Here is a 16317-nt window from a genome sequence, read left to right on the forward strand (position 1 = left end):
GAGCGAGCCTGCTCGCGATGGCGGTGGATCAGCTTGCATTGATGTTGACTGTGCCGCCGCCTTCGCGGGCAAGCCCGGCTCCCGCAACTCTTACGCGTCACCTCGTAGATCCTGCTACCACAATGTTCCCGAGTCGTTAAAGCTGCACCCGCCGAAGCCTGCCGCCCAGCGGGACGACATGGCCGTCGGGTGTGGGCAGTCGACGTCCGGTCAGGCCCATGCCTTCGCTCACTAGTACAGCATTCCCCACCACACAGAGATTAGACGGGGTATCCAGGCCTTGGGCGAGCACGGTGACCTGGGCGGTCTGCAGGTTGCAGCTCAACAGTCGACCGGTGAACCGGGTGAAGCCGCCATGCAGCGGTTCGCCGTTCCAGTCCGGCAGCAGGGGTTGTTGCAGGCGGTCGCAGAGCTCCAACACCAGCACGTTTCCAGCCGGGCACAGGGCCAGGCCAGTGGGCAGTTGCAGACCATCGATCAGCCGTTCGATCAGCCCGCTGCCGGGATGGACCCGGATCACCTGACCCGCCTTGTCGACGAAGTCGATGCCCTTGCGCGCGGGGTCGCTTTGCCGTTCGCCGGAGAACAGGCTGATCAGCACAGCGTCTGTCGCCGGTTCGTACATCAACGTCACGGGCACGGCTTCCTGGCCCTGGTCCAGCTCGGGCAACTGGACCAGTACCCGCTCGTCCTGGCCGTCGACGAACTCCACCAACTGATTGGTATCAGGCTTGACCGCCAGCCAACTGCGGCGAGAGGGGTGGTAACACAGGGCATTGAGATTGCCACGGCTGCGAAACACCGGTTCGGGCGGTGTGAATTGCAGGTCCAGCAGCTTGGAGCCTTCGACGTAATCGGTCTGACTCACCAGATAACGGCCATCTCCGCAGGCCACGTCCGACAGCCCCATGATTTCATCACGCAGCATGCGTACCTGCATGTTCATGGCGCGAAACCCATCCGCCAGCGTTTCTCGGGGCAGGTAGGCGCCAGGTCGATGAGGATCGGGTCGCAGGCGACTGATGCGACCGCTGAAGGTCTGTTCCGGCAGGCCGGAGCCGGCCTCCACCAGCAACAGGCTGCCATCGGCCCGTACACAGACGCCGCGAGGGTTCAGCAGGCCCTCGGCAATGATCATGCTCGGGCGCAGGTTCTGGCTGGGTTGCGCAGGCATATGGATAGACATGAAGCGGCTCTCCGTCATGAAGGGTGGAAGCGATCACTGCGGCGGTTGCCACGGCTCACCGGTGAGATAGGCCCGCAGCAGCGCTCGCTGGCAGGGCGACATCGAGCGCACCACGGGCATGAACAGGGTGGTGCCTTTGTAGGCGTCCGATGTCCGCGCCAGGATGGGATTCTTGGCGCCCATGATCGCGTCGGGCTGGTTCAGCGGGATGTAGCGCGACATGGCGGGGAAGGCCAGGTAGTGAAAACGCAGGACGTTGGGGTACATCAGCGGCCAGGTGATGGTGGTGCCCTTGGGGATGCCGAAATCGGTCTGGGCGTATTTGCGGAAGTTGGTGAAGTAGGCGCTGCTGTCCAGGCCGTTGGCAGTACAGGTCAGGGCCACGAAACCTGCCTGGGTGGCACTGTCTGATTTGACGGTGACGGGGAAACTGACGGAAAGCTGGCCGGGGTTTACGGTCAGCGAGTCGGGGAAGTCGAGGAAGTCCCAATACTGCGGTTCCGTATACGCGGCAGGTGGAGCCGCTTTCAGGTCGATTTCGGTGGTACTGGTCACCGGGCCGCCCAGGTATCGGACCTGCAGGGTGATCGACAGGCCTTTGGGGTAGTCCTCGAGATAGACATTGCGTTGGTCGGCGTAGAGCCGATAGATCGATTCAGTCGCTTGCAGCGTGGTGCCGGCAACCTTGCCGGGGGCGTTAATCGCCAGGGCGTTGGTCTGTACCGCCTGCTGTTGGCTGGCGGTCATGGGCAAGTCGACGATACCGCCATACACGTAATAGTTCAGCAGCGGGCTGCTGGTCGGGTCCAGGGTCGCCAGGGCGGTGGTGCCGGCCGAGATGGTGACGGGGCCGTAGTTGGCGTTGGGGCCGATGGGGCTGGTGATGTCGTCCCTGACGGCGCGGAAGGTTTCCTTCGGAATGACATTCACCATGTCGATGCTCAGGTAACCGTTGCTGGTACCCAGATCTGCATAGCCGGCATTCCCCGTGGCCTGATTGACCAGTTGTCGGCCTGGCTGGCAGCTCAGCGGCTCGTCGGCGAAAGCCGGGGCCAATGTACCGATGACCCGGCCAATGCTCGGGTTGGGCGTGTACTTGCCGGCCGCGTAGTCGGCGTCCAGTTGCTCGGTAGTCATCGTCGGACACATCTCGAACATGACGAAACGCAGGACGATCCCCGTTGCGCCTGGCGCCTGGATGATCGAACGCAGACCGGCGCTGTTCTGGTTCCAGCTGACGATACTGCTCAGGGGAAAGGTCAACTGGAACGTGCCGCTGGCATGGAAGGAGCCCGGCGCGTCCATCTTCGCCGGCAGCAGAACTCGCCCGGCCACGTCGAAACTGCTGCACACGGTGTTGCTGTGAATCAACAGCTGAATGTCGCTGTTGCCGCCGATCTGCAGTCCGCCGACGAAGATCTGGGTGGTGGTCGAGGAGGTGGGGTCCAGGTCCACCATCATCGGACCGGAAACCGGGCCCTGTTGAGTCACCGGATCCACCGAGCCAAGCAGGTAGACCGGCTGGCCCACCAGGTCGCCGGTAGTGCTGATGCCGCCCGGTATCCCTTGGGAGCTGATCAAGGCGTTCTGCATGTCGACGACGTGCTGCCCGTAGTGATTCCAGCCGCCGGCGGTGTAGTAGTCACCGTTGGGGGCGTTGATCATGTCGTTCAACTGGTCGTCGGTGTAGGACTGCGCGCCCGGTGCCAGGGTCGAGGTGGTCAGGTCGAAGAGCGGCCAGTTGTCGTTGCCGTCGTAAGGGATGGTGGGGGAGTTGTTCGGCAGGCTGACGTCGGTGCGGATGCCGCCCCAGAAATTCAGTCGAGGTCCGTTCAGGATGCTCATGATTTATTCCTCGTCCTTGATGGATTTGATGACCGGCGAATTGGCGAATTTGAACAGGTAGGAGAAATCGGACTTGTAGGGGCTCTTGACCGGCGTCGCCATGGAGTGGCAGTTCATGCAACTGCTGTTGGGCTGGATGTAGCTTTCCATGGTCACGTTGGCCGAAAGCGACGGGGTCGGCTGGCCCAGGGGGTTACTGGGGTTGTCCGGCATCAACGGGCGTTGGGTGGTGATGAGTTGGTAGTACTTCAACACGCTTTTCTGCAGGTCGGGATTGCTGCGGTAGTCAGCGTTCACCTTGTCGGTGACCTCGGCAATCGGCGTGACCCGGTTCAATGGGTTGGGGGTCTGGAACGTGGTCCCGGACTTGGGCACGCAGACCAGGTGTGCGCCTTGGGTCTGCCAGTCACAGGGCGACTGGTTGAGGCTGGCGGCGGGTGCGTTGGCGTTGAAGTAGGAATAGGCCATGCCCGATGCCGGTTGGTCGACCCACTGACCGTGCACCAGCGTCTTGGGCGGTACGTTGTCGATCTGCTCGAAGGTCGACCAGATCCACTGCGGATAGCCGTTTACCTTGGTGATGATGTGCAGGCCCACCAGGCCCAGGTAGGCCTCGGTGACGCCGGTGCGTTGGCCCTGGTCATCGAACGTGGCGACGCGGGCGAGCTGGGTCAGGTAGCGGCTGGCATTGTCGCTGGTGGTCAGGATGCGCCAGCTCGACTTGATCTCGATGACGCCGTTGGGAAAGCTGATGTTATTGGCCTTGGAGACGACATCGGCGTTGTAGTACTGGTTGTTGACGATGTAGTCGTAGGAGTTCTCGTTGGCCGAAATATCGTAGTAGGTCGGGTTGCCGGCCTGGTCGATCAGCCAACCGCCGACGGCCTGGTCGACGGCGTTCACCTGGGTGCTGTTTTTCAATGCCGCAATGTTGATGATGCCCAGGCTCTTGGCTTTCTGCGGGGTATTCCAGGGGCCCGGATTCGCCCCCTGCGGCAGGAAGATTTCTTCCACGGTCTTGTAGGTTTGCCAGACGGTGTAGCCGGCGTCGCCTGGCTGTTTGCTGCAGTCGGGATCACCGCGCTGCCCGTTCTGGGCGGGCCAGTTCATGGCGATGAACATCTGCCAGCTGTACTGATCGAACAGGTCCTGGCTGGCGTTGGCGGCGGGCGCCGTGGTGGGGGGCTGACAGTTCAGGGTGCTGGCCTGTGTCGGTGTGCTCTGGTCGCGGGTCTGGTTCAAAGCCAGGGCCGGCAGACTGGCGATCCCCAGCAATATCAGGATGAACGTTTTCATGGCAATCCTTCGTCTTGAGTCGATTCACTGGCGGCGAGGAAGCTTGTTGTGGCAAGGGAGCAAGCGCCCTCGCCACAGTCTCCTTGCCGCATACCCCTTGCATATCCTTGTGAGTTTTCAGGGCTTGCGCTGCATCAGCTTGTTCCACTGAGCCTTCTGGCCGTTGCCCTGCGAAGCCGGAGGCTCGAACAACTGGCAGGGCGGTGGGTTCGACGGACACATCGCGGCCACCTGTGCCCAGGTCTGGGCCGGGTCGGGCTTGGCGATGCGGAAGTTGGTGTAGTTCTGGCTGACGATGGGCGCATTGGCGACGCTGGCGTCACCGGAGAAATAGAACGACTGCGGCGGCCGGTAGGGCGGATGCCCCGACATCTGCTTGTAAAAGGCGTAGCCGAACAGGATCGGCCCCTGCGGTGAGTCGAGGTCCAGGGCATAGGCCTGCACGCTGCCATTGAGGTTCTGGCTGCGCGCGGCGCTGTAGGGCAGGTGCTGGATGAAATCCTGCCGCGGCGGATGGTTCATCGGCGAGAACATGCAGCACGCCGGCATGTCCTTGGGGCGATCCTGCGGATAGGTCAGGAAGTACGCCTTGTTGCCCAGGGACACGAAGGAGCAGGTGTAGTTGTTGTTCTTGATCGGGAAGATCGGCAGGCAGTATTTCTCGTAGTGTTCCATCATCGCGCCGAAACCGTCGCCATCCGGCGGGATGTAGGTGGTGTCGTAGTAGCTGGTGCCCCGGGAGACGGTGTAGTCCGCCGGAACGAGGGTGGTGGGTGGGTTGCTGTAGGGCGGCGGGTTCTTCTCGTAGTTGTGCATCACCCGATACATGGTCCAGTCGCTGATCCAGAACGCCGGGAAAAACGGATCGGAAGGGTCGCCCGGTGCGCGTTTGGCGATGCAGTTGCCGTTCTGTTCGTTGCAGCCTTCGGTGTTATGCACCCCCATGGTGAAGTACACCGCGCCGCTGTCCTGGGCAAAAAGCCCCGGACTGAACAACAGGATCAGTAGCAACAGTCGGCTCAAAATGCTGGCTTTCATATCGACACTCCTGTGAAGTGCCGGGCGGCGGGCTCGCCACCCGGTGTTCCTGGGTGAAATTGTCAAAGGCCGTTGTAGTCACTCATGCTGAGAGTCTTGGGCGGAAAGTTGAGCTTCACCAGGCGCTTGGCCCACAGCTCGAGTACGGCGCGGCGGCTTTGTGACAGGTCGCGGGTGATGGGCATCGCCAGGGTGCTCTCATCCTGGTTCTCCTTGCTGATCAATATGATCAACTGATCGACGGCGCCCTCTACGCGCGTGCGGGAATCGAGCGGCATGTACTTGTTCATGATGGGGTACAGGTAATAGAAGGTTTGCAGGACCTTTGGAAAGATGAACGTGTTCCATATCTTTTCCGGGGCGTCCGTGGAGGTACACATGCCATTCCAGGCGCTGATGAAGTCCTCTTGCAACTTCATGTCCACGGGCAGGACCCGTATCGGCGCGAGGAAGTCGACGAAGGTCTGGGTGATCGGGAAGCTGAAGGGAATGACCGGATTTTTGCCGTTCTCCTGCACGAAGAAGCGCAGGGTGGGGAAGCCCGGCGCCACTGCCCGGTAGCCTATCTGGGCGATGCCTTGGGCGTTGGTGGTGATGACAGCGTAGGAGTAACTGATGCTGCTGGCCTTTTTGTCCTGCAGTGTACCGGTGCCAGTGCGACCCTTATCGAGAACCAGGCAGGGGCGCAGGTCGACGGCGACCGGTGTGCCGGAATGTTTGAGGAAGTCTTGATACAAGACCGGGCAGCCCACGGGGTCGGACACGTCTTGCAGATCGGTCAGCCGACGACCGCTGCCGGTGCTGCGATAGAGGTCGACCGTAGCCGCATCGGTGAACTGCGGCAGATTGGCCGTGTTCTTGCTGCGGTCCGTCGGGTTGTCGTAGAACAGGGTGAAGTCGGCTGCGTTGCTGAATGCAAGGTAATAGTTGCTGCTGGTGACCATGAAGGGATTGCCATACTCCGCCACATACAACGTGGTGTTGGCGGCTGGCTGACCATTTTTCTGCACCATGATGCTCATTATCTTGCGCTCACCGACGTTGATGAAGCTGCCGCTCTCGATCACTTCGGCGGTCCACTGTTGCTGATGAGCGGCCATTATCGAAGGGGTTGGGGCCGCGTTGCGCTGTTGCAGGAGCAGGGGGCCGGATTGCAGTACTCCCTTGGCATTGGAGCTGAGGACGAGGTCGAGGATGCCCGAACGTTTTTCGAAGGCCGATTGCTGGTATTGCTCGAAACCGAAGCCGGCCGCTGCGGTGAATCGCCCTTGCTGGCGGACGCCCAGCAGGTAGCTGCCGGAGTTGAATTTCTCTGGAACGAGGATGTCGGCGTCGGGGTTCACCGGATAGCATGGAAACGTGTTGCTCAGGTCCAGTGACAGGACGTTGCCGGTGAGCTGCGCCGAGATCACCCCCAGGCTCGCACTTTGATCATCCTGTCCCGGTTGAGTCATCGTCACTGGCTGGTTGGGCACCAGGCGCAGCCCGGCGGGGGCGGTGGGGTATTCGTTGGCGAACCACAGGCCCAGCACCGCCGAGGTGCGGCTGTAGGCGGGGTTGAAGAAAATCTGGTTGACGTTGTCCAAGCCCTTCTTGTACAGATCGCGCACATGCGCCATGACTTCCGGGTTGTTGGAACGGGTGTTGAGGCGCTGCGGGTAATCGTTGAATATCCCGTTCTTGTCGTAGCAGGTCAGGTAGGCGGAAAACCGGAACATCAGGCCCTGCGCCCCTTGCTGCTTCATCTGCTGTTGGAGGTTGTTCAGCAGGGATGAGTTGCCGATCAGCCATTCCAGATTCTCTTTGGGGAAGCAGGTCTGCCAGGTGGTGCTGACATTCACCAGCCCACCCAGGGCGCCCCAACTGAAGTTCAGGAAGCGGTCCATCATCCGGTACTTGCGGTTCAGCGTCAGGCCGCAGGACCCGTCCCCCAGCACCAGTTTGTCGAAATACAACGCCGTGAACGTGTTCTGCCATGGACTGATGTCCACGAAGCGCGCCGGAGTCGGGGCAGAGCTGCCCAGGGGGCTGCCGAGCAGTTGGTATGGCTTGCCGACCAGCGAATCATGGTCGATGTAGGTATTGGCCTGCAATTCGCCGCCGATGACGGTCGAGGTGGTTTTCCCGTAGTTCACCAGGCCGCAACCGTTGTCGCCGAACAGATCCCATTCGGCGGGCATGTAGGGGTCATGCTTTGGATTGATATTGCCGGGCACCTGCTGCACATAGGTCGGCATGTTAGCCATGTGCTGCGTCGAGAGGGTCCATGGCATCAGTGTGTCGGGGGCGTTGTTGTTGTCGATGCCGAAGTGCTGCATGAACGGCCAGTTGATGTCCATGTTTACTGCGTCATACAGCGGGAACATATCGTTGTTGTTGGCCGTCGGCGGATTCCAGAACATCTCGCCGTTGAGGTAGATGCGGGGGAAATTCAATACGCTCATGTCGTGCTCTCCTTAGCGTTTCCACTGGGCGCGTTTCAGCGACCAGACAAAATCCAGCTTGTTGTAGCCGTTGAAGGCTTTGTCCGGCAGCGGTGCAGTGGGGTAGGTGAGGCCCCCTGAGCTCGGGATGGCGAAATTGAAGTAGCCGTCGTTCTTCGAGTAGGCGGCGGTGCTGTGGCAGGCCAGGCAGGACGATGAGTCCTGGAATGCCGATTCCAGCTGCGAGTTCGCCAGGACCTGGGTAATCGGTTGGAATTCCACGCCGATCAGCTCGTACTTCGACAGCGGCGGGTTACTGGCCTGGAACCGGGCATTGACCGGTATGGCATCCGGTGTCGGCCCGGTGTGGTTTGTCATCGGCTTGGGTGGCTTGCCCTTGGTCACGGTGTACTTGTGGTTATTGATGTTTTCGAAGGTGGTCCAGACCCAGTTGGCGTCCAGCTTGTTGACGACATGCAAACCACTCAACGCCGCATAACCGACCTGATAACTGGAGCCCACGGCGTAGTAGGCCTGGGCCACGTAGTAGCCATCTTTTTCCAGCTGCGTCTTGTAGTTCGTGTCCGTGCCGATCCACAGCCAGGAGGCTTTCAACTCCCAGGCCGTGGCCGGAAAGTTCAGGTTGCTCGTCAGGGCCGCTTGACCATCCACGTTGTAGACGTTGTTTTTGACGATATAGTCGTAGGTGTCCTGGCCCATCAGCAGTTGAAAGCGCACGACGTGACCTTTTTGTGCCTCGGGCACGGCTTTACCGCCCATTTCCAGGCTCAGGCCGTCGACCTGTTGGACGGCGTTGAGGTTATGAAACAGACGACTCGAATTCAGCCCCAGGGCTCGGGCTTGCCTGATCACCTCATCCGGTAGTTTCATACGGCTGTCATATGAACCGGGGTTGGCGCCATTGGCCAGATAGACCTGATCGGAAGGTTTGAACAACTCCCACTGACGGTTGTAGCCGTTGGCGTCGGCCCGGTTCAAACAGACGAACCAGTTCCAGGCCATGGTTTCGGGACTGGTGTTGAACGCGGATCGGGTCTGGTCGACGTTCGTTCCGAACTGCAGGAATTTGTCGCAGTTGAAGGGGCCGGTGTTCTCGGCCTGGGCCAATCCGGCCAGGGCACTCAGAACTGTGATGGTAATGGCTCGCCGCATGGAAGCTCCTTGGCATTGGCCGTGTCGGTGTGAGGGCGCCCCAGGAAGTGTTCCAGGAGCAGTTGTTTCACCGCCGTGGCCGCAAGTTGCTGGGGCAATGGCAGATCACAATTGGTGATGAGCAGCGGGCCGGTCAGCTCGCTGTCGGGCAGGCGTCCATGGCTGCCGCGAACCAGTCCGGTGTCCAGTGGAATCAGGTCCATGTAGTAGCGAAAACCGAGCTTCTTCTGCAGCAGGCGCCGCGCCACTTTCAGTTTTGGGAAACGAATGGCCGGGTCGATGAACAGCTCCAGCGGGTCATAGCCCGGCTTGCGGTGGATGTCCACGGTGCGAGCAAAGTCAGGGGCCTTGCGGTCGTCGAACCAGTAGTAATAATCGAACCAATGCCCCGGCTCGGCCACGACCACCAGCTCACCGCTGCGCGGATGGTCCAGGTGCCAGATCCGTTGTTCGGCTTTATCCAGCACCTGCTCGATGCCGGGTTGGCGCAGCAGCAGCGCCTTGATCCGAGGAATGTCCTGCGCCTGTTTCACATAGACATGGGCGATCTGATGATCGGCGACGGCGAACGCGGCACTGGCGCCTGGGTCGAGCAGTTCCCAGCTCAGGGACTGACGCACTTGCAGCAAACCTTCCGAGCGCAACAGTCGGTTGATGGACACCGATTGGCGGACGGCCTCGATGCCGTATTCGGAGAGCAACATCACCGCTGCGCCTTGCGCCTGGGCAAAGTCCAGCAGGCGACCTACCTCACTGTCGATGGCACGCACTTCCCCGGCAATCGACGGATGATCAGGGCCCAGGCGTTGCAGGCTGTAGTCCAGGTGAGGCAGGTAGATCAACTGCAGGTCGGGACGGTTGATGGCGAATTCGGCGATGGCACAGTCGACGATCCAGCGGCTCGACGCGATGCCGGCGGCCGGTCCCCAGAAGGCTGGGAAGGGGAACTCGCCGATCTGCTGTTCGATACGTTCATGCAACGTGGGCGGTGCCGAATACAGGCCGAACTGCTTGCGACCATCGGCGGGGTAGTGCGGGCGTGGGGTGATGGCCGCGTCCACGTCTGCGTACATGTTGTACCACCAGAACAACTGGCTGCAGCGAAACCCCGGAAGCCGGCGCTTGAGCGTATGCCAGACCTTTTCACCCTGGATCAGAGCGTTGGGCTGCAGCCAGAAACGTACTTCGGCCTGGTCGTGAAAATACCAGCCGTTGCCGACGATGCCGTGTTCAGAGGGTGTCAGCCCGGTGAGGATCGAGGCTTGCACCGACGAGGTGACGGCCGGGAACACCGGTTGCAGGGTCGCCATCTTGGCCGTCTTCAGCAGCGCATTGATGTGCGGCGTCGACGCGCCCAGCAGCGCCGGGGTCAGCCCCACCACGTTGATCAGCAGCAGCGGTTGGCGCGGGCGCTCAGCGGGCATTGGCATACGCCTCCCGCGCTTGGGGTTGCAGCAGGTGCCGGTGGCGCAGTTGCTCTTCGACCCAGCGCAGTTCCCTGGCGATGCCCTGGAGTTGGGCATGGGCGCTGGTGGGACGCAGTTGCTCCGGCAGGACGCCCCAGCTATAGGTTTCCACTTCCAATACCGGGCGAAAGTCTTCGTGGTCGGCGAGGAAATCGAAGGTCTGTGCCAGGGCGATCTGGCTGCCGCTGAGTTCGGGCAACAGCAAGTGGTCGCTGAACAGCGGAATGTGGAAATGAATCCGCAACTCGGGGTGGTGCCCGGGGTTGTTCGCGCATTCGTCGAGGGCGGCGGGGAGGTCCGCCCAGGCCGCCAGGCGATCCTGCCCGTCGCGGGCTTTCACCTGATGCAGGTAGGTGGCCTCGGCAAAATCGCCCAGGGTCTTGAGGACCTGCTCGCGGCGCTCGACATCCTGGGGCAGTTGGCAGATCAAGGCGTTGGACAGCTGGATCTTACCTACGGGCACCCGGGCCTGGCGCAGCTTATCCAGGGACTGATAACAGTCCTCGAAGACCACGGCCTGGTGGCACACGTCAAAACACAGCGCCAGATGATCATGGTGCGGATCGCTGGCTTGCAGGCGGTGGAAGAAGGCGATGGCCTGGTCGGTGTGTTCCAGCACACAGTCCGGTTCCATCTCCAGGCAGAACACGATCTTCTTGCCGGTCTCCTGATGCAGCCTGTGCAGTGAGGCGGTGAGTTGGCGCAACTGATGCTCGGCGCGCCGGTGCAAGATTACATTCCAATGGGCGGCATAACCCAGTGGCACGGTGGAAATTACCCCTTGGTGGCAGTCCACCGGTAAGGCTTCGGCAAGGATTCTCGCCAGGTTCAGGCTGTACACCAGCCGCTTCGGATCGGCCCAACTGGGCAGGTAGACCTCGGCCTTCACCGCGCCCTGATGAAACTGGCCGTAGGGGAAACCATTGAGCGAGGTCAGGCGCAGCCCGCTGCATCGCAGCAGGTCGAGGAAGGCCGCGCGCGCCGAGGTTTGTTGCAGTTCGGCGGCGGCGAGGGCGCTGATCCACAGGCCGCTGTCCTGTTCGTCGAGCCTGCGCAACGTGCGCACACCCTTGAAATGCTGCTCGATGGAAGACCGCAGCCCGGCCAGGTCACGAGTCGGGTGCACGTTGCTGCAATAGCCGACCTGCGCGGCTTGCCAACCCGTGCCGGCGTTCATTTGATCACCGGTTCCTGGCCGCGCAAGGCGGAATTTTCCTGCCACTGCCGCCGCTGGTCGATGGGCAACGGGGTGCTGACCAGGGTCTTGTCCAATTGGCCGCTCTGGGCAAAGAAGTCCACCGGGTTGTGGAACAGCACCTGCTCGACCTGCGCTTCACTGAAGCCGGCCGCCAACATGGCCTGGCCGGTTTTCGGCACCTTGAGCGGGTCGCTGATGCCCCAGTCGGCGGCGCTGTTGACCACCATTTTCTCGGTGCCGTATTCCTGCAACAGGGCGACCATGCGCTGTTCCGACATCTTGGTATTGGGGTAGATGGAATGGCCGCGCCAGCAGTCGGTATCCAGCACCAGGGGCAGGGTCAATTCGTTGAGGTGGTCGATGATCACCAAGTGCTCGGCAATCCCGACTTCACGAATGACAGCCAGGGTTCGCTTGGTGCCGCCGATCTTGTCGCGGTGCGGGGTGTGCACCAGTACCGGCAGATTGAACTGCTTGGCCAGTTCCAGTTGCGCGGCGAGGAAACGATCTTCTTCCGGGGTGATGTCGTCGTAGCCGATTTCACCGACCGCGACCACGCCGTCTTTCATCAGGTAGCGCGGCAGGATCTCCAGTACTTCGTTGGCGATCGACAGGTCGTTGGCTTCCTTGGGGTTGAGGCCGATGGTGCAGAAGTGGTGAATGCCGAACATGCTGGCGCGAAACCGCTCCCAGCCCAGCAGGGTGTCGAAGTAGTCGATGAAACTGCCGACACTGGTCCTGGCCTGGCCCTGCCAGAAGGCCGGCTCGATGACCCCGGTGATGCCGGCGGCCGCCATGTTCTGGTAATCATCGGTGGTGCGGCTGACCATATGAATATGCGGATCGAAGTACTTGGGCATGGTGAGTCCTCATCAAGAAGGCAGGGAACCGTTGAGCATCAGTTCAGTGAGATTTGGGCCAGGTCGTCGTGCCATTCCGGTGGCAGGCGTTGCTGCTGGCCGAGGCCGACCAGGCGCTGGCGTTGCGCCGGACTGAGCAGGTCGAAATCGATGACCCGCGGCAACCCGGCGGACACCGTCCGTTCGGCGGCGAGCTGTTCGGCCAGCAGGTCGAGGGCCAATTGGTTGAGACTGACGCTGCGCCGTTGTGTCAGGCCGAGCAGGCGCCGCACATCGAGTCCCATGCCCAGGGCCTTCAACACCAGTTGATGGAAGGCCCGGTCGTCGTAGTGACGTGACGGATAGAAGGTGTCCAGCGCGAGAGCGGCAAACACCTGGCTGTTACTGGTGCGCCCGGCTTGCAAGGCAAGCTCCACGCATGCCCCCTGGCTGTCGAGCCAATCAAGGGCTTTCAAGAGCGCGATCTTTTCCTGGTCGTCGCCCCACAGGAACAACTGGCGGAGCAAGGGCAATTGCTCGGCGGCGGGCTGTTGCTCCAGCACCTGGACCAGCAACAATGCCCGTGTGAGCTGCACGGTGCTCCAGTCGGCCTTGCCGCGCAGTGCATGCTCCTTGATATGACGCTTGCACTGGCTGCTCAACAGCGCCGTGGTCGTCGCATCCGGGCGTTGGGCAAGCTGCTCCCGTGCCTGACTCCACCATTGCCGCTCGGCATCGTCGAGCTGTTGCGTGAGCAACTGGTGATGTTCGGCGAGGCAATCTTGACGCATTTCAAAGACCGTCGATGACGGCGCGGTAACGTCCGTGTTCATGTCGGTTTGACCCAGCGTTGGAAGTGTGGGAGCAGGAAAAACACCAGGACACAGGCCAGGCTGCCCAGTGGCTGGTCAGCCACCGCCAGAACCAGGGCATCGAACAGTGGCAGGGCCGCCAGCCCGGCACCGATAAACGCCCGTACCTGCCGTTGCTGTGGTTGCGCCAGGTGACGCCAGTAACTGCGGCCCAGCCATCCCAGCCAGAGCAGCATGACCGGCCAGAACCAGAGGCTATTGGAGTAGAACGCCAGCACCAACGGGCTCAGCATCAGCAGCAGGGGCAAACGGCTGAGCAACTGATTACGGTGTTCCTGGCGGGCCAGATAGGTCAGGCCGCTGATGTAGACGCCGAGCAGCATCGCGCACAGCCAGATCGGCCCCGGCGGAATCGCCAGGCTGGCCGCCGCGGTGAGGTAGAGCGCCGAACGGCAGGCGCCCATCAGCCAGACGCTGTGGGCGTACTTCTTGTGCAGCACGTTGTAGCCGAGGATACAGCCCACCAGCAGGGTGGCGCTGCCCAGCATCCAGTGCGGTTGATCGATCAGCCGGCTCAGGCCCAGCAGGGCGGCGGCAGCGAGCATCAGCAGCAATGCGGTAGCCAAGCGTACTTGCTGGCGGCTGACCAGGCCCAGGGTGATGGGGCGGGGGTTGTGGTGTTGTTGGTCCCAGTCGGCGTCCAGCAAGTCATTCAATAACATGCCGGCCAGGTACAGCAGCGACAGAGCGGCCAGCAGCAGGAGCCACACCAGGGACGACGGCGGCGCCAGGGCTCCGGCGCTGCTGGCGAGCAGGGCGGCGGCCAGGGTGTTGGTCCACACCGTGGGCAGGTTGGAGACCCGGCCCAGGGTCATCCAGGTCTTGATATTCAGCGGTGCCTGGCTCATTGCGCGCAGCCTTCGCTCAGGGCGAGCGCTGGATCACCGAGGGCGGACAACCGCTGCAATGCCTGCTCCATTCGAGCGGCATCGATCTCGTGCAGGTCCAGAGATTCGCCGATCCGATTGAGCATGGGGATAGAGAGTTGCCCGCCCAGGTGCTGGCGGAACTCTTCCAGCCCGAGCAACACTGACGAACGACCCTGTGCATCCTTGAGGTTCAACTCCGGTGGGTTGAGGCTGAAGCCGAGCTTGAGCAGCAGGCGCAGGATGCGCTCGCTGTCGGCATCGCTCAACAGTCCCAGGGTGTTGGCATACAGGCTGTCCAAGGCGATGCCTACCGCCACCGCTTCACCATGGCGCAGCCGGTGATGACTGAGATTTTCCAACTTGTGCGCCGCCCAGTGACCGTAGTCCAACGGGCGACCGTTGCCGCGCTCGAACGGGTCGCCGGCTCCGGTGATGTGCGCCAGGTGCAGCTCGGCGCAACGGCGGATGGCATAGCGGCTGGCGGCATGATCGAAGCGGGCGAGGGCGTCGGCCTGTTGCTCCATCCATTGGAAGAAAGCCTGGTCCTTGATCAGTGCAACTTTCACCGCTTCGGCCAACCCGGCGATCTGATCGCGATGGCTGAGGCTGATCAGCAGCTGGAAATCGTTGATCACCGCCGTGGCGGGGTAGAACGCACCGAGCAGATTCTTCTGGCCGAAGGCATTGATGCCGTTCTTCACGCCGATGCCCGCGTCGTTCTGGGCCAGCACGGTGCTAGGGATTCGGATCAGGCGCATGCCGCGATGGAACGTGGCGCAGGCATAGCCCACCGCATCCAGCACCGCACCACCGCCCAGGGCCAGCACATAGCAATGCCGGTCCAGGCCATGCTGCAGCATGTCGCTGTAGAGCTGCTGCAGCACTTGGGAATCCTTGCTCAGTTCGCCGGCCGGTACGGCAATCGGTGGCGCCTGCAAACGCAGGTCCGCTGAGTGGGCGGTGAAGTAGGCGTCGATCTGTTCCGGCAACGATGGGACGCTGTGTAGCAGTTGTTCATCGGCGAACACCAGGACCGTCACCGGGCCTCGTTGTCGGGTGGTGAGTTGGCGGTGAAGGCAGGGATTGAGCGGGTCGAACAGATGATCGGTGAATATCACCGGGTAGTCGTAACTGACCTCGAAACGCCCGCGCAGGGGCTGCTCGGTGTCGCGTTTGCGCAGGCTTTTGAACAGGCTGTACCCGGCGATGAACAACCCGGGCAAGACCATGCTGGCAAGCAGGGTCACCAGCAACGCATTCTGCTCGACGAGGAACGTGCCGATGGCGCTGTAGGCCAGCGCCAGGCCTGCGTTGGCCAGGACTGTCACCGGCACGAACGCACGCAGCGGGTAACGTTGCATCCCTGCCGCCACCACCGAGGTTTCCGCCAACACAGGCACGCCTCGCAGGCAGATCAACGACAGCGTGCCCAACCGATACCCCAGCTGGCCCGGCTGACGCTGATGAAGACCCAAGCGGCCGGACAGCAGTCGGAAATAACCGGCGCCCAAGGCATAACCCAGCCCGGCCCCCAGGCACAGCCCGAGGAAAATCACCAGGTAACCACCGACGCTGCCAAGCATCGCCACGGCCAGCAGCGCAACCATGCTCGACGGCACCGGCAACACCACGTCCAGCGTCAGCAGGGCAATCAGCAACAACGCCAGGTTGAGTTTCTGGGACGGTGTCGTAGGCAGGTACAGGTTGAGATGGGTCAGGAAGTCTTGGATCTGCTGTTCGAACAGCACGAAGCTGGCGATCACCAGGCCTGAGAAGCAGATCAGCGACAGCCAGAAAGGCGTGGCTGGACCTTTTTGCGAGAGTGCACGAAACCACCGGCTACGCTTCATCAAAGCATCCCTCTTTTATATTTTTGACTTATTCCGTGTCAGTAATCTAAAAGCAGCGTCTGGTGGTTTTCAGGTCGATAGAGGCTCTCGCTTGAGGGGCTGACCCAGGTGCGTTGGGTTGCGCTTGTGAAGACAGTTTTGAATCTAGTCGGGCATCGTCTTTTTGCAAGGCGATTTGATGGCAAATTGATTTTTCGCCGACAGGTGCCGCCGCCATCGCGGGCAAGCCCGGCTCCCACAGGGTTTGATGGTGTATGCAAAT

Annotated in this window: 13 protein-coding genes; all 13 read right to left on the bottom strand. The window is 61.6% G+C overall.

Annotated features, from left to right (window positions below):
- Positions 1–136: 136 nt before the first annotated feature.
- Complete coding sequence (locus tag ACODTO_RS28585; RefSeq protein WP_175386103.1) at positions 137–1186, bottom strand: hypothetical protein; 1050 nt, start codon at positions 1184–1186, stop codon at positions 137–139.
- Between the two features lie 33 nt (positions 1187–1219).
- Positions 1220–3031, bottom strand: a complete 1812-nt coding sequence (locus ACODTO_RS28590; protein ID WP_139642442.1) for a hypothetical protein — start codon at positions 3029–3031, stop codon at positions 1220–1222.
- Positions 3032–3034: 3 nt separating this feature from the next.
- A complete protein-coding gene (locus ACODTO_RS28595) occupies positions 3035–4327 on the bottom strand; it encodes a hypothetical protein (RefSeq protein ID WP_139642445.1) in 1293 nt (430 codons plus the stop codon).
- Positions 4328–4444: 117 nt separating this feature from the next.
- Positions 4445–5365 carry a hypothetical protein gene (locus tag ACODTO_RS28600; protein ID WP_175362875.1) on the bottom strand — a complete coding sequence of 307 codons (921 nt, stop codon included), beginning with the start codon at positions 5363–5365 and terminating at the stop codon, positions 4445–4447.
- 62 nt (positions 5366–5427) lie between these two features.
- The gene (locus tag ACODTO_RS28605) at positions 5428–7809 is read right to left on the bottom strand and encodes a hypothetical protein (protein ID WP_489107413.1); all 2382 of its coding nucleotides are present in this window, start codon (positions 7807–7809) and stop codon (positions 5428–5430) included.
- 12 nt (positions 7810–7821) lie between these two features.
- Positions 7822–8961, bottom strand: coding sequence for a hypothetical protein (locus ACODTO_RS28610; protein WP_139642453.1), 1140 nt, complete (start codon positions 8959–8961; stop codon positions 7822–7824).
- Complete coding sequence (locus ACODTO_RS28615) at positions 8931–10385, bottom strand: alkaline phosphatase family protein (RefSeq protein ID WP_489107419.1); 1455 nt, start codon at positions 10383–10385, stop codon at positions 8931–8933. Before ACODTO_RS28615 ends, ACODTO_RS28610 begins: the two co-directional genes overlap by 31 nt.
- Entirely contained in the window at positions 10375–11604 is a 1230-nt protein-coding gene (gene eboE / locus ACODTO_RS28620; protein ID WP_489107414.1) for a metabolite traffic protein EboE, read from the bottom strand. Before eboE ends, ACODTO_RS28615 begins: the two co-directional genes overlap by 11 nt.
- Complete coding sequence (locus ACODTO_RS28625; protein ID WP_139642460.1) at positions 11601–12485, bottom strand: TatD family hydrolase; 885 nt, start codon at positions 12483–12485, stop codon at positions 11601–11603. The genes eboE and ACODTO_RS28625 overlap by 4 nt, the downstream gene beginning before the upstream one ends.
- A 38-nt stretch (positions 12486–12523) precedes the next feature.
- Positions 12524–13297, bottom strand: coding sequence for an EboA domain-containing protein (locus tag ACODTO_RS28630; protein ID WP_489107415.1), 774 nt, complete (start codon positions 13295–13297; stop codon positions 12524–12526).
- Complete coding sequence (locus ACODTO_RS28635) at positions 13294–14184, bottom strand: UbiA family prenyltransferase (protein ID WP_489107416.1); 891 nt, start codon at positions 14182–14184, stop codon at positions 13294–13296. Before ACODTO_RS28635 ends, ACODTO_RS28630 begins: the two co-directional genes overlap by 4 nt.
- Positions 14181–16055 carry a 3-dehydroquinate synthase gene (locus ACODTO_RS28640; RefSeq protein WP_489107417.1) on the bottom strand — a complete coding sequence of 625 codons (1875 nt, stop codon included), beginning with the start codon at positions 16053–16055 and terminating at the stop codon, positions 14181–14183. Before ACODTO_RS28640 ends, ACODTO_RS28635 begins: the two co-directional genes overlap by 4 nt.
- Positions 16056–16101: 46 nt before the next feature.
- On the bottom strand, positions 16102–16317 hold a 216-nt coding region (locus ACODTO_RS28645), incomplete at its 5' end, for a hypothetical protein (protein ID WP_489107418.1).

It is taken from the genome of Pseudomonas sp. FG13, from assembly GCF_057809755.1.